The 25,579-nt window shown below is 68.6% G+C and carries 21 protein-coding genes and 1 other RNA gene; 8 read left to right on the plus strand and 14 right to left on the minus strand.

Annotated features, from left to right (window positions below; all coding sequences use genetic code 11):
• Positions 1–186: 186 nt before the first annotated feature.
• On the plus strand, positions 187–1,143 hold the full coding sequence (locus ACM14_RS10370) for a tripartite tricarboxylate transporter substrate binding protein (protein ID WP_012203366.1): 957 nt from the start codon (positions 187–189) through the stop codon (positions 1,141–1,143).
• Positions 1,144–1,148: 5 nt separating this feature from the next.
• Here the strand turns inward: ACM14_RS10370 and ACM14_RS10375 are convergent, their stop codons facing one another.
• The 3 genes from ACM14_RS10375 to pcaB are packed head-to-tail and all read right to left on the minus strand — an operon-like array spanning position 1,149 to position 5,006.
• Complete coding sequence (locus tag ACM14_RS10375) at positions 1,149–2,582, minus strand: lyase family protein (protein ID WP_065346105.1); 1,434 nt, start codon at positions 2,580–2,582, stop codon at positions 1,149–1,151.
• 4 nt (positions 2,583–2,586) lie between these two features.
• A complete protein-coding gene (locus tag ACM14_RS10380) occupies positions 2,587–3,579 on the minus strand; it encodes a tripartite tricarboxylate transporter substrate-binding protein (RefSeq protein WP_012203368.1) in 993 nt (330 codons plus the stop codon).
• Positions 3,580–3,623: 44 nt separating this feature from the next.
• The gene (gene pcaB, locus ACM14_RS10385; RefSeq protein ID WP_065346139.1) at positions 3,624–5,006 is read right to left on the minus strand and encodes a 3-carboxy-cis,cis-muconate cycloisomerase; all 1,383 of its coding nucleotides are present in this window, start codon (positions 5,004–5,006) and stop codon (positions 3,624–3,626) included.
• A 97-nt stretch (positions 5,007–5,103) separates the two neighbouring features.
• Between pcaB and ACM14_RS10390 the strand changes: the two genes are divergently transcribed.
• Entirely contained in the window at positions 5,104–5,850 is a 747-nt protein-coding gene (locus ACM14_RS10390) for a GntR family transcriptional regulator (protein WP_034390462.1), read from the plus strand.
• Here ACM14_RS10390 and ACM14_RS10395 read toward each other — a convergent pair.
• From ACM14_RS10395 to cysK, 3 genes are all read right to left on the minus strand, one after another.
• On the minus strand, positions 5,847–7,703 hold the full coding sequence (locus ACM14_RS10395; RefSeq protein WP_013804128.1) for an ABC transporter ATP-binding protein: 1,857 nt from the start codon (positions 7,701–7,703) through the stop codon (positions 5,847–5,849). The two genes, ACM14_RS10390 and ACM14_RS10395, sit on opposite strands and share 4 nt — an antisense overlap.
• Before the next feature lie 139 nt (positions 7,704–7,842).
• On the minus strand, positions 7,843–7,974 hold the full coding sequence (locus tag ACM14_RS32625; protein WP_013804127.1) for a hypothetical protein: 132 nt from the start codon (positions 7,972–7,974) through the stop codon (positions 7,843–7,845).
• A 37-nt stretch (positions 7,975–8,011) separates the two neighbouring features.
• Complete coding sequence (gene cysK / locus ACM14_RS10400) at positions 8,012–8,929, minus strand: cysteine synthase A (protein WP_013804126.1); 918 nt, start codon at positions 8,927–8,929, stop codon at positions 8,012–8,014.
• A gap of 141 nt (positions 8,930–9,070) precedes the next feature.
• On the opposite strand from cysK, the gene ACM14_RS10405 reads away from it, so the two are divergent.
• Positions 9,071–10,006: a LysR family transcriptional regulator gene (locus ACM14_RS10405; RefSeq protein WP_043822010.1), complete on the plus strand. Its 936-nt coding sequence runs from the start codon at positions 9,071–9,073 to the stop codon at positions 10,004–10,006.
• A gap of 20 nt (positions 10,007–10,026) precedes the next feature.
• Here the strand turns inward: ACM14_RS10405 and ACM14_RS10410 are convergent, their stop codons facing one another.
• The 4 genes from ACM14_RS10410 to ACM14_RS10425 form a co-directional block, all read right to left on the minus strand.
• Positions 10,027–11,397, minus strand: a complete 1,371-nt coding sequence (locus ACM14_RS10410) for an amidase (RefSeq protein ID WP_065346106.1) — start codon at positions 11,395–11,397, stop codon at positions 10,027–10,029.
• Between the two features lie 50 nt (positions 11,398–11,447).
• On the minus strand, positions 11,448–12,125 hold the full coding sequence (locus ACM14_RS10415; RefSeq protein ID WP_065346107.1) for a DUF2848 domain-containing protein: 678 nt from the start codon (positions 12,123–12,125) through the stop codon (positions 11,448–11,450).
• A gap of 87 nt (positions 12,126–12,212) precedes the next feature.
• Positions 12,213–13,532, minus strand: a complete 1,320-nt coding sequence (locus ACM14_RS10420) for an MFS transporter (protein WP_065346108.1) — start codon at positions 13,530–13,532, stop codon at positions 12,213–12,215.
• A gap of 274 nt (positions 13,533–13,806) precedes the next feature.
• Positions 13,807–14,706: a DMT family transporter gene (locus ACM14_RS10425; protein WP_012203377.1), complete on the minus strand. Its 900-nt coding sequence runs from the start codon at positions 14,704–14,706 to the stop codon at positions 13,807–13,809.
• Between the two features lie 96 nt (positions 14,707–14,802).
• On the opposite strand from ACM14_RS10425, the gene ACM14_RS10430 reads away from it, so the two are divergent.
• Positions 14,803–15,597: a helix-turn-helix domain-containing protein gene (locus ACM14_RS10430; protein WP_065346109.1), complete on the plus strand. Its 795-nt coding sequence runs from the start codon at positions 14,803–14,805 to the stop codon at positions 15,595–15,597.
• 56 nt (positions 15,598–15,653) lie between these two features.
• Positions 15,654–16,086, plus strand: an RNA gene (rnpB, locus tag ACM14_RS10435) — RNase P RNA component class A.
• A 44-nt stretch (positions 16,087–16,130) separates the two neighbouring features.
• Here the strand turns inward: rnpB and ACM14_RS10440 are convergent.
• The 4 genes from ACM14_RS10440 to ACM14_RS10455 form a co-directional block, all read right to left on the minus strand.
• Entirely contained in the window at positions 16,131–18,617 is a 2,487-nt protein-coding gene (locus ACM14_RS10440) for a TonB-dependent siderophore receptor (RefSeq protein WP_065346110.1), read from the minus strand.
• Between the two features lie 154 nt (positions 18,618–18,771).
• Positions 18,772–20,094, minus strand: coding sequence for a sigma-70 family RNA polymerase sigma factor (locus ACM14_RS10445; RefSeq protein WP_065346111.1), 1,323 nt, complete (start codon positions 20,092–20,094; stop codon positions 18,772–18,774).
• A gap of 95 nt (positions 20,095–20,189) precedes the next feature.
• Positions 20,190–20,933: a pseudouridine synthase gene (locus ACM14_RS10450; protein WP_012203381.1), complete on the minus strand. Its 744-nt coding sequence runs from the start codon at positions 20,931–20,933 to the stop codon at positions 20,190–20,192.
• A 53-nt stretch (positions 20,934–20,986) separates the two neighbouring features.
• The gene (locus ACM14_RS10455; protein ID WP_065346112.1) at positions 20,987–22,657 is read right to left on the minus strand and encodes an MBL fold metallo-hydrolase; all 1,671 of its coding nucleotides are present in this window, start codon (positions 22,655–22,657) and stop codon (positions 20,987–20,989) included.
• A 115-nt stretch (positions 22,658–22,772) separates the two neighbouring features.
• On the opposite strand from ACM14_RS10455, the gene dapF reads away from it, so the two are divergent.
• Genes dapF through ACM14_RS10470 form a run of 3 tightly spaced genes read left to right on the plus strand, consistent with a single transcriptional unit; the run spans position 22,773 to position 25,464 of the window.
• Positions 22,773–23,633 carry a diaminopimelate epimerase gene (gene dapF / locus ACM14_RS10460; protein WP_013804117.1) on the plus strand — a complete coding sequence of 287 codons (861 nt, stop codon included), beginning with the start codon at positions 22,773–22,775 and terminating at the stop codon, positions 23,631–23,633.
• Positions 23,630–24,343 carry a DUF484 family protein gene (locus ACM14_RS10465; protein WP_012203384.1) on the plus strand — a complete coding sequence of 238 codons (714 nt, stop codon included), beginning with the start codon at positions 23,630–23,632 and terminating at the stop codon, positions 24,341–24,343. Before dapF ends, ACM14_RS10465 begins: the two co-directional genes overlap by 4 nt.
• Before the next feature lie 14 nt (positions 24,344–24,357).
• Positions 24,358–25,464: a tyrosine recombinase XerC gene (locus ACM14_RS10470; RefSeq protein WP_084027346.1), complete on the plus strand. Its 1,107-nt coding sequence runs from the start codon at positions 24,358–24,360 to the stop codon at positions 25,462–25,464.
• The last annotated feature ends 115 nt before the right edge of the window (positions 25,465–25,579 follow it).

Raw genomic sequence — 25,579 nt, forward strand, 5'->3', positions numbered from 1 at the left:
ACCACCCCCCGCAAACCAAGCAACCACGCCACCCCCTGCTATAGAGCCATCAGTCCCGCACCCACGCTGCGCGTTTTCCCCACAATCCCCAACGCTACGGGCTTGCCCGAATCCATGGTTGGCATGCATCCATCTAAATTGAACAGCAGCAAGTTCGATGGTCGTGAGCCTCTGAGGAAGATGGAAATGCAAAGACGAGTGTTTGGCGCATGGATGTGCGCATCGGTCCTGATGACGGGCGCAGCATGGGCGCAGGACAGCTATCCCAGCCGCCCCATCAGCCTGGTCGTGCCCTACGGCGCGGGCGGCGTGACCGACGTGGTGGCGCGTGCGCTGGCCCAGGGCATGGGCAAGCAGCTGGGGCAGACCGTGGTGATCGAGAACAAGCCCGGCGCAGGCGCGTCCATGGGCGTGATGGAGATGCGCACGGCCAAGCCCGATGGCTACCGCCTGACGCTGGCGCCCGTGAGCATCTTCCGCCAGCCCCACATCCAGAAGGTGCAGTACGACCCGGTGCGCGATCTCAGCTACATCGCCACCTACATGACCTATGACTTCGTGCTGGCCGTGCCCCAGGACTCGCCGTTCAAGACGGTGCAGGATCTGGTCGAGTTCGCCAAGAAGAATCCGGGCGCCGTGGATTACGGCACACCGGGCAAGTTCACGGCCAACCACGTGGTGATGGCGCTGCTGGAGCAGGCCACGGGCGCACGCTTCACGCATGCGCCCTTCAAGGGCGATGCCGAGGCGCTGAACTCGCTGATGGCCGGCCACATCAAGTCCGGCGTGTACGCCAACACGGTGCTGCCGTACCTGAGCTCGGGCAAGCTGCGCGCCCTGGCCTCGGCCTCCGAGGTGCGGCCCGAGGCCTTTGCCAACGTGCCCACGTTCCGCGAAGCCGGTTATGCCTTCGATGTGCCCTCGCCCCTGGGCATCGCCGGGCCGCGCGGCCTGCCGCCCGAGATCGTGCGCAAGCTCGAAGCCGCCATCAAGGCCGCCATGGACGACCCGGCCTTCCGCCAGGTCGTCGGCAACTACGGCGTGCGCACGCAGTTCCGCGGCAGCCAGGAGTACACGGCGTTCGCCAGGAAGGCGTTCGAGGACGAGAAGAAGATCGTGCAGAACATAGGCCTGGAGGATTGAGGCCGCTACGCGGGCGGCAGCCCGGCCATGGCCCGCGGGTCCACCAGCCGGTCGTACTCGGCCGCCGTGATCAGCCCCAGCGCCACGGCCGCCTCGCGCGGCGCAATGCCGCGCGCCATGGCCTCGCGCGTGATGCGTGCCACGGCGTCATAGCCCAGCACCGGGTTGAGCGCGGTGGCCTGCAGCAGCGAGTGGCTGACCTGCTGCTCCAGCCGCTCGGTGTGTGCCTGCAGGCCGGCCACCAGCTTCTCGGCAAACACGCGGCTGGCGTCGCCCAGCGCGCGCATGGCGCGCAGCAGGTGGTGGATCAGCACGGGCTTGGCCACGTTGAGCTCGAAGTGCCCGGCCGAGCCCGCCAGCGTGACGGTGAGGTGGTGGCCCATGGCCTGGTAGGCGGCCTGGACCACGACCTCGGCCACGGTCGGGTTGCGCTTGCCCGGCATGATGGAGGAGCTCAGCCCATCGTCGGGAAACACCAGCTCCCCCAGGCCGCAGCGCGGGCCTGAGCCCAGCAGGCGGATGTCATTGGCCATCTTGGCCAGCGAACCGGCCACCACGTTGAGTGCGCCCGAGACCTCGATGAGCGCATCGTGCGCGGCCATGCCTTCGAACTTGCAGGGGTTGGGCGTGACCGCCAGGCCCGTGAGCGCCTGTATCTCCTCGCAGAAGACCCGGTCGAATCCGGCCGGCGCGTTGAGCCCCGTGCCGGCCGCCGTGCCGCCCTGGGCCAGGCTCCACAGCCGGGGCTGGGTGGCCTGCAGCCGGTGGATGCCGTGGCCCACCTGGTGGGCGAAGGTCTCGAAGCTCTGGCCCAGCGTCATGGGCACGGCGTCCATCAGGTGCGTGCGCGCCACCTTGAGCACGCCGGCAAAGGCCAGGGCGCGTTCCTGCAGGCGCTGCTGCAGCTGTTCCAGGGCGGGCAGCAGGTGGTCGCGCAGCTCCAGCGCCGTGGCCAGGTGCATCACCGTGGGAAAGCTGTCGTTGGACGACTGCGAGGCATTGGCATGGTCGTTGGGATGGACCGGGCTGCGCGTGCCCGGGGGCTGGCCCAGCATCTGGTTGGCGCGGTTGGCGATGACCTCGTTGGCATTCATGTTGGTCTGCGTGCCCGAGCCCGTCTGCCAGATGGTCAGCGGGAAATGTGCGTCCAGCAGGCCGTCGCGCAGTTCGGTGGCCGCGGCCTCGATGGCCGCGCCGCGCTCGTCGTCCAGCACGCCCAGGCGCCGGTTGGCGCGCGCTGCCGCCAGCTTCTGCAGCCCGAATGCGTGGTACAGGCCCTGCGGAAAGCGCTCCTCGCCAATGGTGAACAGCTCCAGCGCGCGCTGGGTCTGCGCGCCCCAGAGTCGGTCGGCAGGGATGTGGACGGGGCCGAAGGCATCGTGCTCGATGCGGGTGTGAGCTTGGGTCTGTGCCTGGGCCTGGGTGCGTGTCTGGTCCATGGGCTCAGTCCAGCGAGATCTTCGCGTCGGCCGCCACCTTGCGCCAGCGCTCCACCTCGGCGGCTGTGTGGCGGGCCAGGGCTTCGGGGGCGTATTGATCTGCGGGCAGCAGGCGTATGCCCTGGGCGGCCATCCTGTCGGTCCAGGCCTTGTCGGCCAGCGCCTTGGTGTAGGCCTGGTAGACCTTTTGCACCACGTCGCGCGGCGTGCCCTTGGGCGCGTAGATGCCGTACCAGGTGGCGGTCTCGAAGCCGGGCAGCAGCTTCTGGCCCAGCGCTGCCGCGCCCGGGAACTGGGGCATGGGCTTGTCCGAGGTGAGCGCGATGGCGCGGATGCGCTCGCCGGCCAGCTGGGGCAGGGCGGTGTTGGTCTGGTCGAACATGGCATCGACCTGGCCCGAGATTACATCGGTCATGGCCGGTGCCGCGCCCTTGTAGGCCACCTGGGTGATCTCCATCTGCGCGCGGCTGGCGAACAGCGCTGCCACCAGGTGCGAGGTCGATCCCACGCCCGCGTTGCCGAAGTTCAGCCGGCCCGGGTTCTGCTTGCCGAAGGCCACCAGCTCCTCTGCCGTCTTGTACGGGGAGTTCTTGCCCACCAGCAGCACCAGCGGCGTGTCGGGGAAGCGGAACACCGCCTCGAAGTCCTTGACCGGGTCGTAGGCCAGCTTCTTGTACAGCGACGGCGCCGCGCCCATGTAGCCCATGTGGCCGACCAGGAAGCTGTAGCCGTCGGGCGCCGAGCGCGCCGCCTTGGCCGCGCCGATGGTGCCGCCCGCGCCTGGAACGTTCTCGATGATGATCTGCTGGCCAAGTTGCGTGCTGGTGCGCTGGGCGATGTCGCGCGCCATGGCGTCCGTGGGGCCGCCGGCCGCGAAGGGCACGATCCAGGTCAGCGGCTTGGCGGGGTAGCCGCCCTGGGCGTGCGCGGCCAGGGCGAAGGTGGTGGCGGCCAGGGCAAGGGCCAGGCGTGGCAGGCGGGGAAGATGGAAAGGCATGGTGTTGTCTCCTGTAGTGCTGTGTTCTGTCCTGGGCCGGGGTGTCAGCGGCCGCTGGCTGTATGGGCGCGCGACAGCGCAAGGGCGCGGTCCACCATCTGCGGGGCCTCGCCCAGGTAGTTGCGCGGGTCGGTGAGGCGCTGCAGCGCCGCGCGGTCGAAATGGGCCGTGACTTCGGGCAGGCGGGCCAGCGCATCGGCCAGCGTGCCGCCCTCGGCGTTGACGCTGCGGCAGGCGGCATAGACGATGTCGTGCGCCTGCTGGCGGCCCGTGTGCGGGGCCAGGCCCATCATCACGGCCTCGGCCACGATCAGGCCGTCGGTCATGTCCAGGTTGCGGGCCATGCGTTCGGGATCGACGATGAGGCCGCCCAGCATGAAGCGCGCCTGGTGCAGGGCGCCAGCCGAGAGCACGAAGCTCTCGGGCAGGGCCACCCATTCGGCGTGCCAGGGGCCGGTGGCGCGCTCCAGGTCCTGGACCATGGCGTCCAGCATCAGGCCCGCATGCTGGCGCACGGCCTTGGAGGCGGCCAGCATCAGCTCGCTGGAGATGGCGTTGCGCTTTTGCGGCATGGTGCTGCTGGCGCCGCGCCCCGTGACGAAGGGCTCGAACACCTCGCCGAACTCGGTGGAGGACAGCAGCATCACGTCGTAGGCGATCTTGCCCAGCGAGGCGGTGACCAGGGCCAGGAAATTCACGGCTTCGGCCAGGCCGTCGCGCGCCACATGCCAGGTGGTGGCGGGCACGCCCAGGCCCAGTTCTTCCATCAGCAATTGCTGCACTTCCAGGCCCCGGCCGCTCAGCGAGGCCAGCGTGCCTGCCGCCCCCGCGAACTGGCCCACCAGCACGCGCGGGCGCAGTTCCTTCAGGCGCTGGGCATGGCGGTCGAACATGGCCAGCCAGATGGCGGCCTTGTAGCCGAAGGTGATGGGCAAAGCGTGCTGCAGGTGCGTGCGGCCGGCCATGGGCGTGTCGCGGTGGCGTTCTGCCAGGTCGGCCAGGATGGTGCGCAGCGCGGCGATGTCGGCATCGACCAGGTCCAGCGCATCGCGCACCTGCAGCACGGTGGCCGTGTCCATGATGTCCTGGGTGGTGGCGCCCCAGTGGATGTAGCGGCCTGCGTCGCCGCACTGTTTCACCAACTGGTGCACCAGCGGCAGGATGGGGTAGCCGACAATGTCGGTTTCCTTGCGCAGCAGCTCGAAGTCCAGCGCTTCGAGGCTGCAGCGCTGCGCGATCTCGTGTGCGGCCTCGGCCGGAATCACGCCGCAGCGGCCCTGGGCGCGCGCCAGCGCGACCTCGACCTCGATGTAGCGCGACACCAGCGCGCTGTCGGCGAAGATGGCGCGCATGGCCGGGGTGCCGAAGGCGTCGCGGAACAGCAGCGAATCGATGGCGGTGCTGGAGGTGAAGGACGGAGGGGTCATGGTGCGCAATTGCGATTAAGTTCGGACATATCGATATTTTTATTTATGTACGTACATTACGAACATCCGGGTTTGCCTGGGGTGAGGGCCTGCGCCCATGGCTGAGACACGCTATGCCCAGGTGGCGCGCGACCTGTCCGAGCGCATTGCCTCGGGTGAATACGCCGTGGGCGCCCTGCTGCCCACCGAGCTGGAGCTGTGCGACCGCTATGGCGTGAGCCGCCACACCGTGCGCGCGGCGATTGCCGAGTTGCAGCAGTCGGGGCTGGTATCGCGGCGCAAGAAGGTGGGCACGCGCGTGGAGGCGGCGCAGCCCCATGCGCACTACCGCCAGGCGCTGACCTCGCTGGAGGACCTGGTGCAGTTCGGCGCCACCCATGTGCGCGAGGTGCGGCGCATCGAGGAGGTGGTGCTGGACCAGGACCTGGCCGCCGAGCTGGACTGCCCGGCCGGCAGCCGCTGGCTGGCCATCTGCAGCCTGCGCCGCGACGGCGCCGCGCCGCACCTGCCCATTGCCTGGACCGTGGTCTATGTGGATGCGCAGCGCTTTGACACGCAGGAACTGGCCCAGCGCGTGCGCGCCGCGCCCGAGTTGCTGGTCAGCAGCCTGCTGGAGCAGCAATACGGCCTGCGCATCGCGCGGGTGCGGCAGGCCGTGGTGGGAGCGCTCATTCCGGATGCGCTGTCGGAGGAATTGCAGGCCCCGGCCGGGTCAGCGGCGCTGAAGATCGTGCGCCGCTATCTGGATACCGATGGGGAGTTGATGGACCTCAGCGTGACCTTGCACCCGGCCAGCCGCTACACCTTGCATACGCAGCTGGACCGGGATCTGGCGAGCGTCTAGCCGTTGGCGTTGGCAGCTTCCGAGCCCTGCTCTGCGAGGAAGCCGCCGCTCTGGTGCGACCACAGCTTGGCGTAGATGCCGCCCAGCTCCAGCAGTTGCTGGTGCGTGCCCTGCTCGACGATGTGGCCCTGGTCCATCACGATCAGGCGGTCCATGGCCGCGATGGTCGAGAGCCGGTGGGCGATGGCGATCACGGTCTTGCCGTGCATGAGGCTGTCCAGGCTTTGCTGGATGGCCGCCTCGACCTCGCTGTCCAGCGCGCTGGTGGCCTCGTCCAGCAGCAGGATGGGCGCGTCCTTGAGCATGACGCGCGCAATCGCCACGCGCTGGCGCTGGCCGCCCGACAGCTTGACGCCGCGCTCGCCCACCTGGGCGTCGTAGCCGCCACGGCCCTTGAGGTCGGTCAGCGTGGCGATGAAGTCCGAGGCCTCGGCCTTCTGCGCGGCGGCCAGCATCTCCTGCTCGGTCGCGTCGGGGCGGCCGTAGAGGATGTTGTCGCGCATGGAGCGGTGCAGCAGCGAGGTGTCCTGCGTGACCATGCCCACCGCGCCGCGCAGGCTGTCCTGCGTGACGGTGCGTATGTCCTGGCCGTCGATGGTGATGCGCCCGCCCTGGGCTTCATGGAAGCGCAGCAGCAGGTTCACCAGCGTGGACTTGCCCGCGCCCGAGCGGCCGATCAGGCCGATGCGCTCGCCGGCGCGGATGTGCAGGTTCAGGTGGTCGATCACCTGCTTGCCGCCGTCCTTGTAGGCAAAGCTCAGGTCCTCGAAGGCGATGGCGCCGTGCGTGACCTGCAGCGGCCTGGCGTCGGGCGCATCCACGATGGTGCGCGGCTTGGTCAGCGTGAGGATGCCATCCTGGATGGTGCCCACGTTCTCGAACAGGCCCGTCATCTGCCACATCACCCAGTGCGAATAGCCCATCAGGCGCAGCGCCATGGCGATGATGGCCGCCACCACGCCTGCGCTGGCCTGTCCGGCCGACCACAGGTACAGCGCCGTGCCCGCCGAGCCCACCAGCAGCATCGTGATCATCAGATGGTTGACGATCTCGAACTGGCTGACCAGCCGCATCTGCGCATAGCCCGTGGACTTGAAGGCCTCCATGGCGTTGCGCGCGTACTCGGCCTCGCGGCGCGTGTGGGCGAACAGCTTGACGGTGGCGATGTTGGTGTAGGCATCGGTCACGCGGCCCGTCATCATGGAGCGTGCATCGGCCTGCTCCTTGCCGATCTTGCCCAGGCGCGGAACGAAGTAGCAGCAGGCGCCGATATAGGCGGCCAGCCACAGCGCAAACGGAATCATCAGCCGCCACTCGAAGCTGGCCGCCAGGATCAGGATGCCGATCATGTAGACGCTCACGCCCACCAGCACATCGACCACCATGAACACCACTTCGCGCACGGAAAGCGCGGTCTGCATGATCTTGGTGGTGATGCGGCCCGCGAACTCGTCGGCATAGAACGACATGCTCTGGCCCAGCATCAGCCGGTGGAACACCCAGCGCAGCCGCATCGGGAAGTTGATGGCCAGCACCTGGTGCATCACCGCCGTGTGAAAGGCCAGCAACAGCACGCTGGACAGCAGGACGGCGGCAATGCCCCACACCGTGCCGCGCTGCTCTGCCCAGAAACCGGCCGGCGACACCGTGGACAACCAGTCCACCACATGGCCCATGAGGGCGAACAGCGCCGCCTCGTAGACGGCCAGCAGCGCCGAGGTGCAGGTCAGCAGCGCGATCCAGCCGCGCATGCCTTGCGTGCAGGCCCAGATGAAGGCAAAAAAGCCCTTGGGAGGGACCGTGGGCTCGACGCTGGGATAGGGCGGAACGCGTTTTTCAAAGAAACCGAACAAGATTTTTTTACTCCTTGGTCAGACCATCGTAGGCCAGAGTCGGGTTTGCCCGATGCGCGTTCAGCATGACCTTTGGGCGCAACATGTTTTGTAAGAGATCTCCACACAACTGTCCTACGCGTGGGTTCGCGCCCGGATTTCAGTGCAGGGGGAACACGGCGCCGTGGGGAAGATTGTCCGCGTCCGGGGCCGCTTCGTTGTGCGCGAATGGGGAATGCAGCATGCCGCTGGCGGCAACAAAAAAGGCCTCTTGCGAGGCCTTGTGTTTCATGCTGCAGTGCACTGCAGCGGACGGGGCTTGCCGCCGGTCAGGCCGGCAGAAAGCCTTCCACCGACAGGTAGCGCTCGCCCGTGTCGTAGTTGAAGCCCAGCACCTTGGCGCCTGCGGGCAGCTCGGGCAGCTTTTGCGCAATGGCGGCCAGGGTGGCGCCCGAGGAGATGCCGACCAGGATGCCTTCCTCGCGGGCTGAGCGGCGTGCGTACTCGCGCGCGGGTTCGGCCTCGACCTGGATCACGCCGTCCAGCAGGCTGGTGTCCAGGTTCTTGGGCACGAAGCCTGCGCCAATGCCCTGGATGGGGTGGGGCGAGGGCTGGCCGCCCGAGATCACGGGCGAGGCGGCAGGCTCCACGGCAAAGACCTTGAGCTGGGGGAACCTGGCCTTGAGCACCTTGGCCACGCCGGTCAGGTGGCCGCCCGTGCCCACGCCGGTGATCAGCACATCCAGGCCTTCGGGGAAGTCGGCCAGGATTTCCTGGGCCGTGGTGCGCACATGCACGTCGATGTTGGCGGGGTTCTCGAACTGCTGGGGAATCCAGGCGCCGGGCGTCTGGCTGGCCAGTTCCTGGGCGCGGGCGATGGCGCCCTTCATGCCCTTTTCCTTGGGCGTGAGGTCGAAGCTGGCGCCGTAGGCCAGCATCAGGCGGCGGCGCTCGATGCTCATGCTCTCGGGCATGACCAGCACCAGCTTGTAGCCCTTGACGGCGGCCACCAGGGCCAGGCCCACGCCGGTGTTGCCGCTGGTGGGCTCGATGATGGTGCCGCCGGGCTGCAGGGCGCCGGACTTCTCGGCGTCCTCGACCATGGCCAGCGCGATGCGGTCCTTGATGGAGCCGCCGGGGTTGCCGCGCTCGGACTTGATCCACACATTGGCACCGGCGCCGAACAGGCGGTTGATGCGCACATGGGGCGTGTTGCCAATCGTTTGCAGGATGTTGTCAGCTCTCATCGGACCTCCGCGATTTTGGGGTGGTGGTTGGACAGTCGGGGGTGGTGCGCAGACGCTGCGCGAAAACCAAGCATTCATTGTGCACGCAGCTGTTCTATGCATGGGCTATATCGATATGGCCTGGACGGCTAACATCGCCGCATGAATCTACGGTTCCTGGAAACCTTTGTCTTGCTGGCCGAGCTGCGCAATTTCCGCATGACGGCCGAGCGGCTGTACACCACGCAGGCCGCCGTCTCCAGCCGCATCGCCACGCTGGAGCAGGAGTTCGGCGTGCGCCTGTTCGACCGTGGCGTGCGCGAGGTCACGCTGACGGCCGACGGCGCCAAGGCCCTGGTCCATGCCGAGCGCATGCTGCGCCTCATGCGCGAGATGCGCGAGGACATGCTGGACAAGCAGGCCTATGCCGGCGTGATCCGCATCGGCGCCATCGAGTCCATCGTGCACAGCTGGTTTCCCGATTTCCTGGCGCTGCTGCAGCAGCGCTATCCGCGCCTGCAGGTGGAGATCGCCTGCGACACCACGCTGCACATGTCCGAGCAATTGGTGAAGGGCCAGCTGGACCTGTCGCTGCAGGCCAAGCCCGTGACGGCGGCCGGCGTGGGCCATCTGTCGCTGGGTGAATTTCCCATGGCCTGGGTGGGCAGCCCCAAGCTGGGCATTGGCGACGAGACCCTGAGCCTGGCCGAGCTGGCGGCCTTTCCCATCATGTGCTTTGCGCGCGGCTCCGAGCCGTATGCGGTGATCGAGCAGCTGTTCTCCACCGAAAGCAGCGCCTCGGTGCACCTGAACTGCATTGCCTCGGTGGCGACCATGATCCGCGTGGTCTGCGACGGCCTGGGCGTGGCCGCCGTGCCGCCGGCCATCATCCAGCGCGAGCTGGCCGAGCAGCGCCTGCGCCTGCTGCGCGTGGACCGGGAGTTCCCTTCGCTGCCGCTGGTGGCCTGCTTTCGCAATGACCACCAGAACCCGCTGACCGAAGTGGTGGCGCGCGCGGCCGAGGAGACCGCCGCCGCCTTTGCGCTGAACCACGGCCAGGCCGTGGCGCGGCTGCCGGGCAGCGGCCTGGGCGGCTAGGCCCGAGGCCGCCTGGTCGATCAGCCCTGCGCCGAAGCCAGCAGCTGCTCCACGGCCAGGGCCACGGACAGCAGTCGCCGGTCCTGCCCGCCGAGGCCGGCCAGGCTCAGGCCCACGGGCGCCTCGCCCGCGCGCTGGCAGGGCAGGGAGATGGCGCAGCCGTCGAGGAAGTTGATCAGCGTGGGGTTGCGCAGGATCAGGCCGTTGGCGCCGAAGTAGGCCTCGTCGCTCTGCGTGAGGTCGGCGATCTTCGGGGCGACCACGGGCACGGTGGGCATGACGATCAGGTCATGGTCGGCCATCTGGGCGCTCACGGCGGCAATCCACTGCCTGCGGCGTGCCAGCAGGTCGATGTAGTCGGCCGCGCTGATGTCCTTGCCGCGCAGGATGCGCGTGCCCACGCGCGGGTCGTACTCGGACAGGCGCGTGGCGATGTGGTGGCGGTGCCAGGCCCAGGCCTCGGCGGCCGTGAAGCCGCCCTTGGAGTTGATGTCGGCCAGCTCGCCGAAGGGCGCGACCACGGCATGGGTGATGTGGGCGCCCGCCTGCGACAGCAGGGTCAGCGTGCGCTCCCAGGCGGCGGCCACGGTGGCGCCCATGCCGTCCAGCACCACGTTGGTGGGTGCCAGCAGGCGCAGGCCCTGCAGCGGCGCGGCATGCAGCTCGCCCAGCGGCTCGCCGGAGAGGATGGCGTCCAGCGTGGCGCAGCAGCGCACGCTGGGGGCCAGCGGGCCGATGGAGTCCAGGTTGGCCGACAGCGGCAGCACGCCCTCCATGCTCACGCGGCGTGCCGTGGGCTTGAAGCCCGTGAGCCCGCACAGCGCCGAAGGAATGCGCACCGAGCCGCCCGTGTCCGAGCCGATGGCCGCCATGGCCATGCCGTCGGTGACCGAGATGGCCGCGCCCGAGGACGAGCCACCCGGGATGCGGCCGCCGTCCTCGTCACGCTGCCAGGGATTGCGCGGCGTGCCGTAGTGCGGATTGATGCCCAGGCCCGAGTAGGCAAACTCGGTCATGTTGGTCGTGCCCACGATGACGGCGCCGGCCTGGCGCAGGCGCTGCACCACTTCGGCCGTGCGCTGCGCGGGCGGTGCGTCGGCCAGCAGGCGCGAGCCGCCCAGCGTGGGAAAGCCGGCGATGTCGAACAGGTCCTTGACCGAGACCGGCAGGCCCTCGATGGGCGAGCGCGCCAGGCCGGCCGCACGCAGCACGTCGCTGGCACGGGCCTCGGCCAGGGCCGCGCCCTGGAACACGCGCGTGAACACCTTGGGGCCTTCCCCCGACATGGTGCGGGCCAGGGCCTGCTCGGTCAGCTGCACCGAGGTGGTTTCGCCGCCATGCAGGCGCTGTGATGCCAGTTCCAGGCTGGGCAGGGGGAGGGCTTGGGTCATGTGGGAAGTCCTGTGGGTGAAGGCGGGCGTGGGCGGATCGGAGTCGGGGCTCAGGCCACGACGTCCAGCAGTTCGCTGCGGTAGCTGTGGCGGATGGAACGCTGGCTGCGGGGATCGTACAGCTCCATGGAGAACTGCGTCGAGGGGCGGATGCCACCGATGGCGCCCACCGTGCCGCAGGTCATGCCGCAGCCTGCGGGAAGCAGATCCTTGCCGCCCGTGAAGCCTGCGATCAGGTCCTGGGGCGTGCGCAGGCTGGCCAGCGTGCCTTCCTGGTAGAGCACCTCGCGGCTGTCTTCCACGATCCACGAGCGCACGACCAGCTCATCCCAGTGGCCGGCCACGTCGGCAAAGCGCCAGGCCTGGGTGGCCACGGGCTTGACGCAAGCCTGCTTGGAAAAGGCCACGCTGTAGGCTTCCAACTTGCGGTCCGTGTGGTCGGAGGCCAGGCTCACGAACATCTCGCCTTCGTGCGTGAACACGAAGACCTCGACCTCGCCCGAGGAGTCCGGGCCCAGCACCTGCAGCGCGCTGCGCTGGCTCAGCTGGTTGCTGGAGATGCGGTAGTACAGCGGCACGGCGCTGGGGCGCGGGATGCCGATGGCGGCCAGCTCCTCGATGTGGTGCTCGATGGCCTCGCGGTCGCGGCCGGCCCAGCCAGCGACGATCAGGGTGTCGAATTCAGGGGCGAAGGTCTGGCCCTCGGGGGTGGTGAACTGCAGTTGCATGGCAGGCGATCCAGGGAAAAGGCGGGGCCGCAGGCCCCGGTGGGAAAGAGGAGGGGGCAGTGGCGCGCGCGGTGCGGCGCGCAGGCATCACTGCTTCTTGACGAAGAGCACGACCAGGAAGGCGGCCATGAATTCCAGCGCGGCCACGAAGTACAGGCCCGAGGACAGCGACCCCGTGCTGGTCTTGAGCGCGCCGATCATGTAGGGCGCCACGAAGCCGGCCAGGTTGCCGATGGAGTTGATCAGCGCAATGCCGCCGGCCGCTGCCGTGCCGGCCAGGAAGGCGGCAGGAATCGACCAGAACACGGGAAAGGCCGCGAGGATGCCGATGGAGGCCAGCGTCAGCGCGCACAGGGCGAGCACGGCGTTGTGCAGGAACAGGCCCGTGAGGATCAGGCCCGCCGCCGCGATCAGCGCGGACAGGGCGCAGTGCATGCGGCGCTCGCCGGTCTTGTCCGAATGCATGCCGTTCCAGACCATGGCCAGGGTGCCGGCCAGGAAAGGAATGGCCGAGATCAGGCCGATCTGCAGCGTGTTCTGGATGCCGATCTCCTTGATGATGGACGGCGACCAGAAGGCAATGGTGGCGTTGCCGCTGACGATGCAGAAATACACGGCAGCGCACAGCCAGACGCGGTAGTTGCGGCAGGCGTCCAGGAAGGACACATGCTTGTGGCCGCCCTGGTTCTCTGCCTCCACGGCGGCGGTCACGGCGCGCTGCTCGGACGCGCTCAGCCACTTGGCGTTGGCGGGCTTCTCGGGCAGGTACAGCAGCACGAAGAAGCCGGCGATCACCGAAGGAATGCCTTCCAGGATGAACAGCCACTGCCAGTTGGACAGATGGCCCACGCCCTGCATGCCGTTCATGATGGCGCCCGCAATGGGGCCGCCCACGGCGCCCGCAATGGCGAACGAGGTCATGAACAGGCCGTTGACGCGCGCCCGGTGGCGGGCCGGGAACCAGTAGGTCAGGTACAGCACCACGCCGGGGAAGAAGCCGGCCTCCACCACGCCCAAGATGAAGCGCAGCACGTAGAACATGGTGGGCGTGGTCACATAGGCCATGGCCATGGAGGCCGCGCCCCACAGGATGGTGATGCGCGCCAGCGTCTTGCGTGCGCCGATCTTCTCCAGCAGCAGGTTGCTGGGCACTTCGAACAGAAAGTAGCCGATGAAGAAGATGCCGGCACCCAGGCCGTAGAGGGCCTCGCTGAACTGCAGGTCGTCCAGCATCTGCAGCTTGGCGAAGCCGACGTTGACGCGGTCTATCCACGCCAGGATGAAGAGCAGCACCAGAAAGGGAATCAGGCGCCAGGCGATCTTGCGGTAGGTGGCGTCCATGTCGGGCGGCGATGCCTGGCCGGCGCCGTGGGCGGGGGAATGTGCGGCGGATGCCGGACTGCTCATGGGGTGTCTCCTGTCTTCGACGGTGCAGCGGGCACACGGACCGGGGCGGGGCCTGTGTGTCTCAGGGGCTTCAGGCGCTGGCGGGTCTGCAGAGAGACCGGCCGGGCGTCTGGAGCTGTTCCTGTGGCGGCAGTATCGAAAGGCGGGACAGGGCTGTCCAACAAGAAATTATGAGCAGGCCTGAATGCAAATTCTTATGGGCAGAGCTGGTGCGGGCGCCGCACCGGCATGCAGCATGCGTGCACCATTTGCGCTCGGGAAAACCCTGATTTTTTCAGGCGGTGGCGGCGGCACGCGGTGCGCGCAAAGGCTGCTTCCACAGCTCGGCCAGCAGCAGGCCGCCAATGGTCAGCACGCCGCCCACGGCGTGGTAGGCCGCCAGGGGCTCACCCAATGCCATGAAGGCGATCACGGCCGTGAAGATGGGTACCAAGTTGAAGAACATGCTGGAGCGGCCCGGGCCGATGCGCGCCACCGACATCATCCACAGCAGCGGCGCGGCGATGGAAGCCATGATGCCCGCAAAGCCCACCAGCGGCAGGTTGGTCGCGTTCAGCCCCGTGCGCGGCGCCATCAGGAACAGCGGCAGCTGCGCGATCACGGCCACCAGGATCTGCAGGTACAGCAGTTGCACCGTGGCCAGGCGCGGCATGGGCCAGCGCTTGAGCAGGATGTTGTAGACCGCATAGGCCAGCATGGCCACGAACATCAGCGCATCGCCGCCATTGAGGCCCTGGGTGAGCAAGGTGGCAGGCTGCCCCGAAGACACCACCAGGGCCACGCCCGCAATCGCCAGCACGCAGCCCAGCACGGCGCCCCGGCTCAACGCCTGGCCCAGCATGGCGGTGGACAGGCCCAGCACCATCATGGGCGTGAGCGAGCCGATCAGGCCCATGTGCGTGGCCGATGTCATATGGGCCGCGTAATAGGCCAGGCTCTGGTAGATCACCATGCCCAGCATCCCCAGCACGATGAGGCGCGGCAGCAGCGGCCGGATGTCGGCGCGCTGGCGCCAGATGGACGGCAGCAGGAACGGCGTGAACAGCACGGCCGCCACCAGCCAGCGGTAGAAACCGATTTCGGCCGCGCCGATGCTGTCGGCCGCCATCTTGCTGACCACGGTATTGACCGACCAGATGAGCACGGCGATCAAAGGGAAAAGGTAAGACCCCATTGGAAGACTCCTAAGACTGATCCTATGATCGTTCTGTCCGACTTGGAGTGCATCCCTGGTTTAGGACAATCGATAGCGCAACCCGGACCATCCGCCATGCCCCGTCCCAGCAAGCCCATGCACATCCAGAACGTCGAGGATGTGCCGGGCGAGTACTACTTCCGCTACGACGAATTCGGCGCCGACACCGAGGTGCCGCCGCACAGCCACAGCTGGGGACACCTGAACTACACGCCCCACGGCAGCATGTGCATGGACACGGCAGGCCAGCGCTGGGTCTCGCCGCCGCAGTACGGCGTCTGGGTGCCGCCCGGCGTGGTGCACAGCTGCCACGTGGCGCACGCCGTGGTCTACCGCTCGGTCTACCTGGCGCCTGCGCTGTGCAGGGAGCTGCCGGCGCAGCCGTGCTCCATGCGCATCGGCGCCATCGTCAAGGCCATCCTGGCCGACTTTGCCGTGCGCGACGTGCACATTCCCGCCACGGATGCCGACCTGCGCCTGGCCCGTGTGCTCTACGACCAGTTGCGGGCCGTCCCCGTGGAGCCCGGCTATCTGCCGGCCGCCGAACACCCGGCCCTGGTCGAAGTGCTGACCCGCATGCGCGCTGCGCCCGAGGAACACCGCAGCCTGGCCCAATGGGCCGCCAGCGTGCACATGACCGAGCGCACCCTGGCGCGCCACTGCCAGCGCGAGCTGGGCATGGGCCTGGGCGAATGGCGCCAGCGCATGCGCTACCTGCTGGCCATCGACGCGCTGGAGGCCGGCCTGAGCGTGCAGCAGATCGCCTATGACCTGGGCTACAGCACGCCCTCGGCCTTCATTGCCATGTTCCAGCGCGAGGCCGGCACCTCACCCGAACAATTCCGCCGCGAGTTCTGCATGCCGCCGTGAGGCTGTTGCGCCATCTGCCTGCAGCCCGGCCCAAGCCGCGAGATAATGCCGCCCGTGAAGCACGCCAGACCGCCGCTGGTGCAATCGTGGAAACACGGCACTGGAGGAACGTCCGGACTGCACAGGGCAGCGTAGCAGCTAACGGCTGTCCACCGTGAGGTGAGGATCAGAGCAACAGAGACGAGTCGGGGACATGTGCCGCCAACTTGGTGTTCTATGGGGTGCCAGCGCAAGCTGGCGACGGATGGCGCAAGCCAGACGCCCAGGCGAAAGCCTGGGCCCCATAGCCACCCGGGGACGCGGAACGCGTCCCCGGGTGAAACGGGCAATCTCTACGCGCAGCAATACCAAGTAGGCACACGTTGACGGGGCCCCCGGAGTGTGCGGGTAGGTAGCACCGAGCCGGGCGGCGACGCCCGGCCCAGATTAATGGCGGTCACATGCGGGCAACCGCGTGCACAGAATCCGGCTTATCGGCGCGCTTCACACTTTCTTTCATGCCCCGCCACCGGCGGGGCATTTTCATGGGCGGTTCAGAACTGGTATTTGGCCGTCAGCAGCAGCCTGCGCGGCACGCCGAAATAGTTGCCGCCGTTGTTCGTGCCCAGGGTCTCGAAATAGCGGCGGTCGAACAGGTTGCTGATGTTCATCTGCAGGTCCAGCTGCCGGTTCACCCGATAGCCGATGACCAGGTCGGCCACGGCATAGGCGGACTGGCGGATTGCATAGCCTTCGGCGCTGGTCAGCGACTGGGACGTGGTGCGGCTCTGGTAGCGCAGGCCGCCGCCCACGCGCCATGCGCCCAGCTCGCCGCCCAGGTGGTACATGGCCGACAGCTTGAGCTGGTGGCGCGGCGTGTAGCTGGCATAGGGCGCGCCCTTGGCGCCGTCGGTGCTGTCGCTGGCGATCTCGGCCTGGGTGAAGGTATAGCCGAGACCGGCGTTCAGGCGCGGCAGGATCTCGCCGCTGATGTCCACGTCCAGCCCCTTGCTCCTGACCTTGCCCACCGAGCGGTAGCAATTGGTCTTCACCGTGCAGGAGTTGATGTCCGCGATGGCCTGGGGCAGGTTGTCCTGCGTGGTGTTGAACACGGCAACGGCCAGGTTCACGCGCTCGTCCAGGTAGCTGCCCTTGAGGCCCAGCTCGAAGTTGCGGCCCTCCACCGGCGCCAGCATGCTGCCCGAGACATCCAGAAAATCCTGCGGCCGGAAGATGCTGGTGTAGCTGGCATAGGCCGAGTAGGTCTTGCTGATGTCATAGGTCAGCGCCGCATAGGGCGTGGCATGGGCTTTCTCGCTGAATTGGCGCTCCCGGCTCCAGCTGCCCTGGCGCTGGACGTTGGTGAAGTCGTACCAGTCCAGGCGCGCGCCGGCGATCAGGTTCAGTGGCTCGGCCAGCAGGAAGCGGCCCGTGGCGTAGGCCGAGGTCAGCGTGGTCTTCTGGCGGCGCGTCCACAGGTCTTCGGCCAGCAGGCCGGAGCGGTCCAGCGAGTCGGGGTTCCAGGTATAGGGATCGACGCCATTGGCGATCAGCCATTCCCCCGTGGGCGACAGGTAGCTGTAGCCCTGGTCGCTCCAGCGGATGGTGCGTCGGCTGACGCCGAAGGCCAGGTCATGCTCGCGGCCGAACAGGCGCACGGGGCCCTGGGCCGAGGCATCGAGGCTGAGCTGGCGCTTGTCGTAGTCGTAGAGGCCGCCGGCCACGTCGTAGCGCGTGCGGCCCTGGTCGTCCAGGCCGCCCGAGACCAGGTAGGCGCCGTCCAGCGCGGACTGGGCCTGCAGGGCGCGCGCGGCCAGCCTGGCCTTCCAGCCGTTGTCGAAGCGGTGCTCCAGGTCGGCGAACAGGCTGACCTCCTTCTTGTCCCATTTGCTCCAGGAGGGCGAGAAACGCCTGGATCGCGCAATGTCGAGGAAGGAGCCATCGAAGCCCATGGGCACGCCCATCCATTGCGAGCCGGGGTTGTCCTCGTTCACATAGGAGCCGCCCACGCTCAGCGTGGTGTCGCGCCCCAGGTCGAACTCGGCGGTGCCGTACAGCAGCTGGCGGCGGCTGCTATAGCCATCGATGAAGTGGTCGCGCGACTGGGCCGAGGCCACCACACGCCCGCGCGCCGAGCCGTCCTCGTTGAGGGCGCCGCCCACATCGACCTCGCCCACGGCCTGGTTCCAGCTGCCGCCGCGCAGGGTGACCGAGCGCTGGGTGGTGCGCGGCGCGCGCTTGCGCACGAAGTTGATGGTGCCCGAAGGGTCGCCCACGCCCGTCATCAGCCCCGTGGGGCCGCGCACCACTTCCACGTGGTCGTACATGGCCATGGTGTCGTAGGTGGAGGTGTCGGTTTCATACGAGACGGGTACGCCGTCCTGCAGGAAGGAACCGATCACGAACCCGCGCGAGAAATAGCGCGCCCGGTCGTCGCTCCAGCGGTTGATGGTGATGCCGGTGGCGCTGTTGGCCACGTCGTCGATGGACAGCATGCCCTGGTCGTCCATCTTCTGGCGCGTGACCACGGTGAGGGACTGGGGCGTCTCGCGGATGGACAGCGGCAGCTTGGTCGATGTGCTCATCAGCCCCGTGGTGTAGGAGCCCGAGCCCTCGGTGGTCGTGGTCTCGCCCACGGCGGAGACCGTGACTTCGGGCAGGGCCACGGTGCCGGCGGGCTTTTCCACCACCAGCGTGCCCTGGCTCACATGGCCTTCCAGCCCGCTGCCGCGCAGCAGCCGGGCCACGGCGGCGGCGGTGCTCAGGCGCCCTTCCACGGCGGGCGCACGGCGGCCCTGCACCAGTTCGGGCGCGGCCAGCAGCTGCAGGCCAGCCTGGCGGGCCAGTTGGGCCAGCGCCTGGTCCAGCGGCTGGGCGGGAATGTGGAAGTCGGTGCTGGCGGCCGTGGCCGGGGCCGGTGCCGCCTGGGCCAGCGCGGCTGGAGACAGCTGCAGGGCCAGCAGCGCGATGCCCGCGGCAACGGCATGGTGGCGGGCAAGGCTGCAGACAAGGCGGGAAGGCTTGGAGGGGAAGGAAGACATGGAAGGTCCCGTGGCGGATCTGGGCAATGGCGATTCCCGGGCTGCGAATGCGTCGCGTTCCCGGGTCCTCATGCCTATACGAACGGGCGCAGACATTCCCTCACGCCTGGTGCGCATGCGCCGTGCATTCCGGGGCTATGGGCGCATCAGCGCATCAGCTGCGGCGGCGGATGACCAGGGTGCGCCCGGTTCCCGGGCCCTGTTCCTTTTCCTGCACCTCTTCCTGCACGCTGACCGGCAGGGTGCGCGGGAGCATGCGCAGCCAGCCCTGGGCCGCCGCAATGCGCACGCGCCCGAGCACGGGCAGGGCGGCGGCGTCGGGCTCCACGCGCAGTGGCTGCAGGCTGTAGCGCTCCAGGCGCCGGGCGACCTCGGCCAGCGGCGTGTTCTGGAAGTCCAGCCAGCCTTCGCGCCAGGCGGCCACTGCCGCAACGGTTTGCACGGCGGCCGTCTGACCTGGCGCCAGGCGCAGCATCTGGCCTGCGCCCAGTTCATGCCGGGCGCCGCTGCCGTCGCGCACCTGCACGCGGCCCGCATCGACGGCGACCAGCACCGCATCGTCCTCCAGCGCCACCTCGAAGCGCGTGCCCAGCACGGTGACCTGTACGTCCGCCGCCTGGACCACGAAGGGCCGTTCCGTGTCGCGCGCCACGTCGAAGAAGGCGCTGCCGGCCAGCAGCTGCACCTGGCGGCGCGTGGCGTAGAAGTCCACCTCGGCACGGCTGGCGGCGTCCAGCGTCAAGCTGCTGCCGTCGGGCAGGGGCTGGTTCAGCAGGCGGCCGGTGGCCGTGGCCAGTCGCACCTGGTACTGCGGCATCCACTGGCGCCAGGCCAGCCAGATCGCCGGGCTGCCGACACCCAGGCCCGCCATCCCCAGCAGGGTGGACAGGGCGCGGCGGCGGCCCGTGCGTGGTGCGGGTGCGGCGGTGTCTCCGCGCCAGCGGCGCAGCGAGGCTTCCACGCTGTCCATGGCGCGCATGACCTCGCGTTCCACGGTTTTGACCGAGACGCCGTGGCGCTCGGCCAGCTCGGCATGCGAGGCGCCCTCGATGCGGTCGGCCAGGAAGATGTCGCGGCAGCGCGCCGGCAGCTGCGCCAGGGCGCCTTCGACCCCGGCCAGGGCCTGGCGGTAGGAATGGGTGTCGGCCACATCGGGGCTGAGGGGGGAGGGCGGCTCGCCTTCCCTCGCGCTGGTGTCAAAGCGCTCGGCCGTGCGCTGGCCATGGCGCAGGTGGTCGATGGCGATGTTCTCCATCACCGCGTAGAGATAGGCGCGGCTGGCGCCTGGCGGACTGTCCGGCGCGGCGGGCGCATCGCTTTCGCCGCGCTGGCGTTCGGCCAGGCGTATCCAGGCGTCATGCACCAGGTCACGCGCGGCCTGCGGGCCGGCGCGGCGCGCAACGAAGCGCACCAGCTCGTGGTAGCTGTCCTGGAAGGTGCTCAGCAGGGAAGAAGAGGAAGAGGCGGGCGCAGGCATGCGGGAGGCCCGAAGGCAGCACAGGAATCCTGCATTCTATGAAATGATTCTCATTTGCCGAATGTGCTGCCCGCCGCGCACCCGGCAATGCCGGCCTAGAACCGCTCCCAGGGCATCAGGTAGCGCCACTGGCCCTCGGGCACCTTGGCCAGAGAGAGGCGGCCAATGCGCAGGCGGCGCAGGCTGACCACGCGCAGGCCCACTTCGGTGCACATGGCGTCGATCTCGTCGGGGGCGATGCCCTTGAGCGCAAAGCGCAGGTGGTTCTCGTTCTGCCAGCTCACGCGGCAGGGCGGCAGCTGGCGCTTGCCGATCGGCAGGCCGGCCTTCATCAGCTCCAGTCCGTCCTCGTGGATCTGGCCCTCGACGCCGACGATGCATTCCTGCTCCAGCCACATGCCTTCCTCGCCCAGCTTGCGCGCCACGCGCTTGTCCTGGGTGTAGACGATGAGGCCGCTGGCCGGCAGCGGCAGGGGCAGGAAGGATTCCAGGTTCTTGAAGTGCTGGGCCAGCACCAGCAGCGGCATGGGCGTGTCCACCTGGGCCATGCTGGCTTCGCCCAGCAGGGAGTGGGCGCTGCGCACCCGGCCATAGGGCCGGCCCTGGGTGTAGCCCGCAGGCTTGTTCATCAGCAGGGTGACGGGCGGCACGGCCTCGGGCTGGGCGCCGCTGCGCAGCGTGACCTGCTGCTCGGGGCGCACGCGCGTCTCGGGCAGTTGCACGACCTTGCCGTCCACCTGGACGTTGCCGGCGGTGATATGCAGTTCGGCCTCGCGGCGCGAGCATTGTTCCTGTTCGGCCAGGCGCTTGGCCAGGCGAACGCTTTCAGATTCAGACATGCGCGCAGCTTAACCAGATACCAGGCCCCGCGCGCGTCGTCGGTCATTGCCGGTCATTGCCGCCCGCACAGCGCACGGATGCGCTCCACATGCGCCAGCAGCGAGCGCTCGGCAATCGGCCACAGCTGCGGCGGGGCGTCGTCATAGGCCAGCCGCACCCAGTCCTGCACGCTGCCGTCGGGCTGTTTTTGCATGGCGGCCAGCACCTTGGCCTCGCGCGCCAGCCGGTGGGCCTTGAGTTTGGCGATCGCCTGGCGCGCAAAGCCCAGCACATAGCCATGGGCCGGCAGGATGAAGCGCACATCGTGCGCGGCGCACAGCGCGTCGAGCCTGTCCAGCGAATCGATGTAGTCGCGCATGTTGCCGTCAGGCGGATCGATGATGGTGGTGCTGCCATTGAGGATGTGGTCGCCGCTGAACAGCAGGGCGTCTTCCTCCAGCACAAAGCACACATGGTTGGCCGCATGGCCGGGCGTGAACACGGCCTGCAGGGTGTGGGTGGTGCCAGTTTGCGCATCCTGCAGCACGATGCGCTGGCCGTCGGTCAGTGCGTAGTCGGGGGTGAAGCGGCTGGCCGGCCGGGCCGTGGGCGCCGAGGGCAGGCCGCCAATGGCGGGCCTGGGCCTGCCGGCCTGCACGGCCAGCGCCTGCAGCAGCGCGGCGCCCGGCGAGTGGTCGGCATGGGAATGCGTGCACAGGATGTGGCGTATGTCGCCGCCCGCCGCATCGAACAGGCGCTGCACATGGGCGGCATCGGCCGGGCCGGGGTCGATGGCGGCGTAGCCCGTGGCGGCATCGCCCACCAGATAGCTGTTGGTGCCGGGGCCGGTCATCACGCCGGGGTTGGGTGCCGTCAGGCGCAGCAGGTTCTTGCGCAGTGGCACGGCGCGCTCGCTCTGCCAGTCCAGCGTGTGCAGGATCTGGCCGTCCGGGCAGACCATTTCCAGCTCGCCGAAGGGGGCCTCGTCCTCCATGTGGCGGGCTTCCTTGCCATTGAGAAAGCCGGTGCGCGGGCAGCACTGCCACAGCGGCTGCTCGCCTTGCAGGGCGGCGAACACGGCTGCGGTGCCCGTGAAGCGGCTGAGCCGGTCCAGCGTGCGGATGGTGGGGAAGATCATGGGGAAGCTGCCCGCGCGGTGGCGCTCCAGCGCTTCCTGCGGGCGCACCCAGATGGGCTCGAACTGTTCCGACCCGTCGGCGTCGGGTTCCTGATCCTCGGGCATGCGCGCCACGAAGAAGGGCACATCGAAGCGCCGGGGCTGGTCGCGGTCGGCCGTCCAGTGGGCCAGGTACCACAGCGCATCCACGGCCAGGCGCAGGCCGCGTGCCTCGCACTGGGGCACCAGCGGCGCCTTGCGGTCCAGCGTGGCCAGTTCGGCGGCAGATACCGGCCGGCCCTGGGCGTCATGGGCCAGCAAAATGCCGAGCTCCTCGAAGGTCTCGCGCAGGCCGGCGATGGCCTGGGTGATGCGCAGTCCGTCGCCAGCCTGGGCCGGGCGGGTGCTGGCGCGGGCATGGGCGGCCTCGGCCGCGTCCTGGGCCTCGATGCCGCCGCCCGGGAAGACATAGGCGCTGGGCACGAAGCTGGCCTTGGGCGAGCGCCGCGTCATCAGCACCTCCAGCCCCTGGCCATCGGCGCGGTCGCGCAGCAGCAGGACGGTGGAGGCCTTGAGCGTGTCTACAGGCTGGCGCTGGGGGTGCAGGAGCTGGCTGGGGCGGGTCATGGGGGCATTATGCGGATTGGCCCGCCCGCCGCTGTTGCGCAAGAGACGCAAGTACTGCTGCGGGGCATGGCCCCGGATTGCGCCATGAGGCTGCCGTGCAGGGGATAATCGCCGGATGCAGATCCGCTTTACCAAGATGCAGGGCGCTGGCAACGATTTCGTGGTCCTCGACGAAACCGCCGGCCCGCTGGGCCTGAGCGCAGCCCAGTACCGCTTCCTCGCCCATCGCCAATTCGGCGTGGGCGCCGACCAGATCCTCACGGTGCGGCCCTCGCCCGCCGAAGGCATCGATTTCGAATATGTGATCCACAACGCCGACGGCGGCGAGGTCGAGCAGTGCGGCAATGGCGCGCGCTGCTTTGCGCGCTATGTGCACGACAAGGGCCTGACCGGCAAGTCCGTCATCCGCGTGCAGACGCTGGCCGGCCTCATCGCTCCCGAGCTGCATGCCGATGGCCGCGTCACCGTGGACATGGGCCAGCCCGTGCTGGAGCCCTCCCTGGTGCCCTTCAATAGTGCAGACCTTGTGCCCCGCCCGCTGGGTGCGGCGCAGCAATGGCCTCTGCAGCTGGGCGACGAGGCCACGGTCTGGATCGCCCCCGTTTCCATGGGCAACCCGCATGCGGTGCAACTGGTGGACGATGTGGACCACGCCCCCGTGGCCACCTGGGGCCCGCTGATCGAGCGCCATGCGCGCTTTCCCCAGCGCGTCAATGCGGGATTCATGCAGATCGTCGATCGCGGCCAGATCCGGCTGCGTGTTTACGAGCGCGGTGCCGGCGAGACGCTGGCCTGCGGCACGGGCGCCTGCGCGGCCGTGGTGGCCGGCATTCGCTGGGGGCTGCTCGACGCGCGCGTCGATGTGCACACCCGCGGCGGCCGGCTGACCATCGAGTGGGACGGCGGCGCAGTGCGCATGACCGGCCCCGCAGAGTTTGTTTTTGAAGGACAGATCGAGGTTCCCGACCAGCCATGAACAGCACTACCGATATCGCCGTCACCGAAGAGACGATTGCCGACTACCTGCTGAACCATCCGGAATTCTTCGAGCGCCACGCCGAGATGCTCGCGCGTGTGCAGCTGGTCAGCAGCCACAGCCCGCGTACCGTCAGCCTGCAGGAACGCCAGGCCGAGATGCTGCGCGAGAAGATCAAGGGCCTGGAGCACCGCATCATGGACATGATGCGCCACAGCAGCGAGAACGCCTCCATCGGCGACAAGCTGCATGCCTGGAGCTGCGCACTGGCCAAGGTCCAGGACCTGCGCGAGCTGCCCCACGCGCTCACGGCCAGTCTGCAGCATGTCTTCGAGGTGCCCCAGGTGGCCCTGCGCCTGTGGAACGTCTCCGGCGCCCAGACCAGCAGCATCTACACCATGGGCGTCAGCGAGGACGCCAAGTCCTTCGCGGCATCGCTGACCATGCCGTTTTGCGGCCCCAACATGGGCTTCGAGCCCGGCGGCTGGCTGGTCGATCCCGATGCGGCCCAGTCCCTGGCCCTGCTCACGCTGCATGACGGCGACAGCATCAACCCGGCCAATGCCTTCGGCATGCTGGTCCTGGGGTCTCCCGATCCGCTGCGCTTCGAGGCCACCATGGGCACGGAATTCCTCTCGCGCATCTCGGCCCTGGCCAGCGCGGCCCTGTCGCGCATGCGGCCCGTGCCGCTGACCCTGGCGCGCGGCTGACCGGCTGAAAGCCCATGCCGGGAGCATCGGACAGGGACGGGCTCCCGGAAGGCGACATTCCGGCAGAGGATCTGGCGGCAGAGAACCTGGCGGCGGAAAACCTGGCGACGCTCCCCGCCGCCGTCCATGCCTATCTGGAGCATGTGCGCGTGCAAAAGCGCCTGGCCGACCGCACCTGCGCACTCTATGCGCTGGACATGGCCCGGCTTTGCACCATGGCCCGCGACGCCGGCCAGGAGCTGCTGGCGCTGCAGCCCGCCCATATCCGCCGCTTCGTGGCCCAGATGCATTCCCGGGGCCGCAGTCCGCGCGGCATTGCGCTCATCCTGTCGGGCTGGCGCAGCTTCTTCCGCTGGGCAGCCCAGCAATCGCTGGTGCCCTTCAATCCCGTCGAGGGCGTGCGCGGTCCCAAGGCCCCCAAACCCCTGCCCAAGGCATTGGGCGTGGATGACGCGGTGCAGCTGGCCGCCTTCAGCAACGCCGACGCCGACCCCTGGATCGAGGCACGTGACGCCGCCATCACCGAACTCCTCTACAGCTGCGGCCTGCGCGTGGGCGAGCTGGTGGGCCTGGACGTGGCGCCCGGCCAGAACACGCAACGCCAGGGCCGTGGCTGGATAGATTTGCAGGCCGCCGACGCCCACGTGCAGGGCAAGGGCGGCAAGCGGCGCACCGTGCCCGTGGGCGCCGCCGCGCTGCAGGCGCTGCAGCGCTGGCTGGCCTTGCGGGAGACGGGCCTGGCTGGCGCGGCGGCCCAGGCGGCGCGGCAGGAGCCGGCGCTGTTCATTGGCCGGCGCGGCGAACGCCTGGGTGCGCAGTCGGTCTGGGCGCGGCTGCGCCAGCGCGGCCAGCAGGCCGGCCTGTCGGCCGGTGTCCATCCCCATGTGCTGCGGCATTCGTTTGCCAGCCACATGCTGCAGTCCAGCGGCGACCTGCGCGCCGTGCAGGAATTGCTGGGCCACGCCAGCATCTCGACCACGCAGATCTACACGCGCCTGGATTTCCAGCATCTGGCCCAGGCCTACGAGAGCGCCCATCCGCGCGCGCGGCGCCACAGTGGGGACGGCAGCGACAGTGGCGATGGCAATGGCGATAGCGATGAAAAGGGCGGCCTCCGATAAAAAAGGCCAAGCCCTCTGGCAAAACGGCACTTGACAGGCTCGCTAAACTTATTCGGAACGTCTTTTCGACAAGGCCCGTCCATGGTGGACGGGCCTTGCCGCTTCCCTTTGCTGA

The sequence above is a fragment of the Delftia sp. JD2 genome, from assembly GCF_001682645.1.
GTDB lineage: Bacteria > Pseudomonadota > Gammaproteobacteria > Burkholderiales > Burkholderiaceae_C > Comamonas > Comamonas acidovorans.

What these genes read in the sequence shown, in the direction of transcription:
- ACM14_RS10430 (WP_065346109.1), top strand. Translation starts at nt 14,803, where the DNA reads ATGCCCCGTCCCAGCAAGCCCATGCACATCCAGAACGTCGAGGATGTG.
- ACM14_RS10450 (WP_012203381.1), bottom strand. Translation starts at nt 20,933, where the DNA reads ATGTCTGAATCTGAAAGCGTTCGCCTGGCCAAGCGCCTGGCCGAACAG.
- dapF (WP_013804117.1), top strand. Translation starts at nt 22,773, where the DNA reads ATGCAGATCCGCTTTACCAAGATGCAGGGCGCTGGCAACGATTTCGTG.
- ACM14_RS10445 (WP_065346111.1), bottom strand. Translation starts at nt 20,094, where the DNA reads ATGCCTGCGCCCGCCTCTTCCTCTTCTTCCCTGCTGAGCACCTTCCAG.
- ACM14_RS10390 (WP_034390462.1), top strand. Translation starts at nt 5,104, where the DNA reads ATGGCTGAGACACGCTATGCCCAGGTGGCGCGCGACCTGTCCGAGCGC.
- ACM14_RS10440 (WP_065346110.1), bottom strand. Translation starts at nt 18,617, where the DNA reads ATGTCTTCCTTCCCCTCCAAGCCTTCCCGCCTTGTCTGCAGCCTTGCC.
- ACM14_RS10370 (WP_012203366.1), top strand. Translation starts at nt 187, where the DNA reads ATGCAAAGACGAGTGTTTGGCGCATGGATGTGCGCATCGGTCCTGATG.
- ACM14_RS10415 (WP_065346107.1), bottom strand. Translation starts at nt 12,125, where the DNA reads ATGCAACTGCAGTTCACCACCCCCGAGGGCCAGACCTTCGCCCCTGAA.
- ACM14_RS10425 (WP_012203377.1), bottom strand. Translation starts at nt 14,706, where the DNA reads ATGGGGTCTTACCTTTTCCCTTTGATCGCCGTGCTCATCTGGTCGGTC.
- cysK (WP_013804126.1), bottom strand. Translation starts at nt 8,929, where the DNA reads ATGAGAGCTGACAACATCCTGCAAACGATTGGCAACACGCCCCATGTG.
- pcaB (WP_065346139.1), bottom strand. Translation starts at nt 5,006, where the DNA reads ATGACCCCTCCGTCCTTCACCTCCAGCACCGCCATCGATTCGCTGCTG.
- ACM14_RS10405 (WP_043822010.1), top strand. Translation starts at nt 9,071, where the DNA reads ATGAATCTACGGTTCCTGGAAACCTTTGTCTTGCTGGCCGAGCTGCGC.
- ACM14_RS10420 (WP_065346108.1), bottom strand. Translation starts at nt 13,532, where the DNA reads ATGAGCAGTCCGGCATCCGCCGCACATTCCCCCGCCCACGGCGCCGGC.
- ACM14_RS10455 (WP_065346112.1), bottom strand. Translation starts at nt 22,657, where the DNA reads ATGACCCGCCCCAGCCAGCTCCTGCACCCCCAGCGCCAGCCTGTAGAC.
- ACM14_RS10380 (WP_012203368.1), bottom strand. Translation starts at nt 3,579, where the DNA reads ATGCCTTTCCATCTTCCCCGCCTGCCACGCCTGGCCCTTGCCCTGGCC.
- ACM14_RS10375 (WP_065346105.1), bottom strand. Translation starts at nt 2,582, where the DNA reads ATGGACCAGACACGCACCCAGGCCCAGGCACAGACCCAAGCTCACACC.
- ACM14_RS10470 (WP_084027346.1), top strand. Translation starts at nt 24,358, where the DNA reads ATGCCGGGAGCATCGGACAGGGACGGGCTCCCGGAAGGCGACATTCCG.
- ACM14_RS32625 (WP_013804127.1), bottom strand. Translation starts at nt 7,974, where the DNA reads ATGAAACACAAGGCCTCGCAAGAGGCCTTTTTTGTTGCCGCCAGCGGC.
- ACM14_RS10465 (WP_012203384.1), top strand. Translation starts at nt 23,630, where the DNA reads ATGAACAGCACTACCGATATCGCCGTCACCGAAGAGACGATTGCCGAC.
- ACM14_RS10410 (WP_065346106.1), bottom strand. Translation starts at nt 11,397, where the DNA reads ATGACCCAAGCCCTCCCCCTGCCCAGCCTGGAACTGGCATCACAGCGC.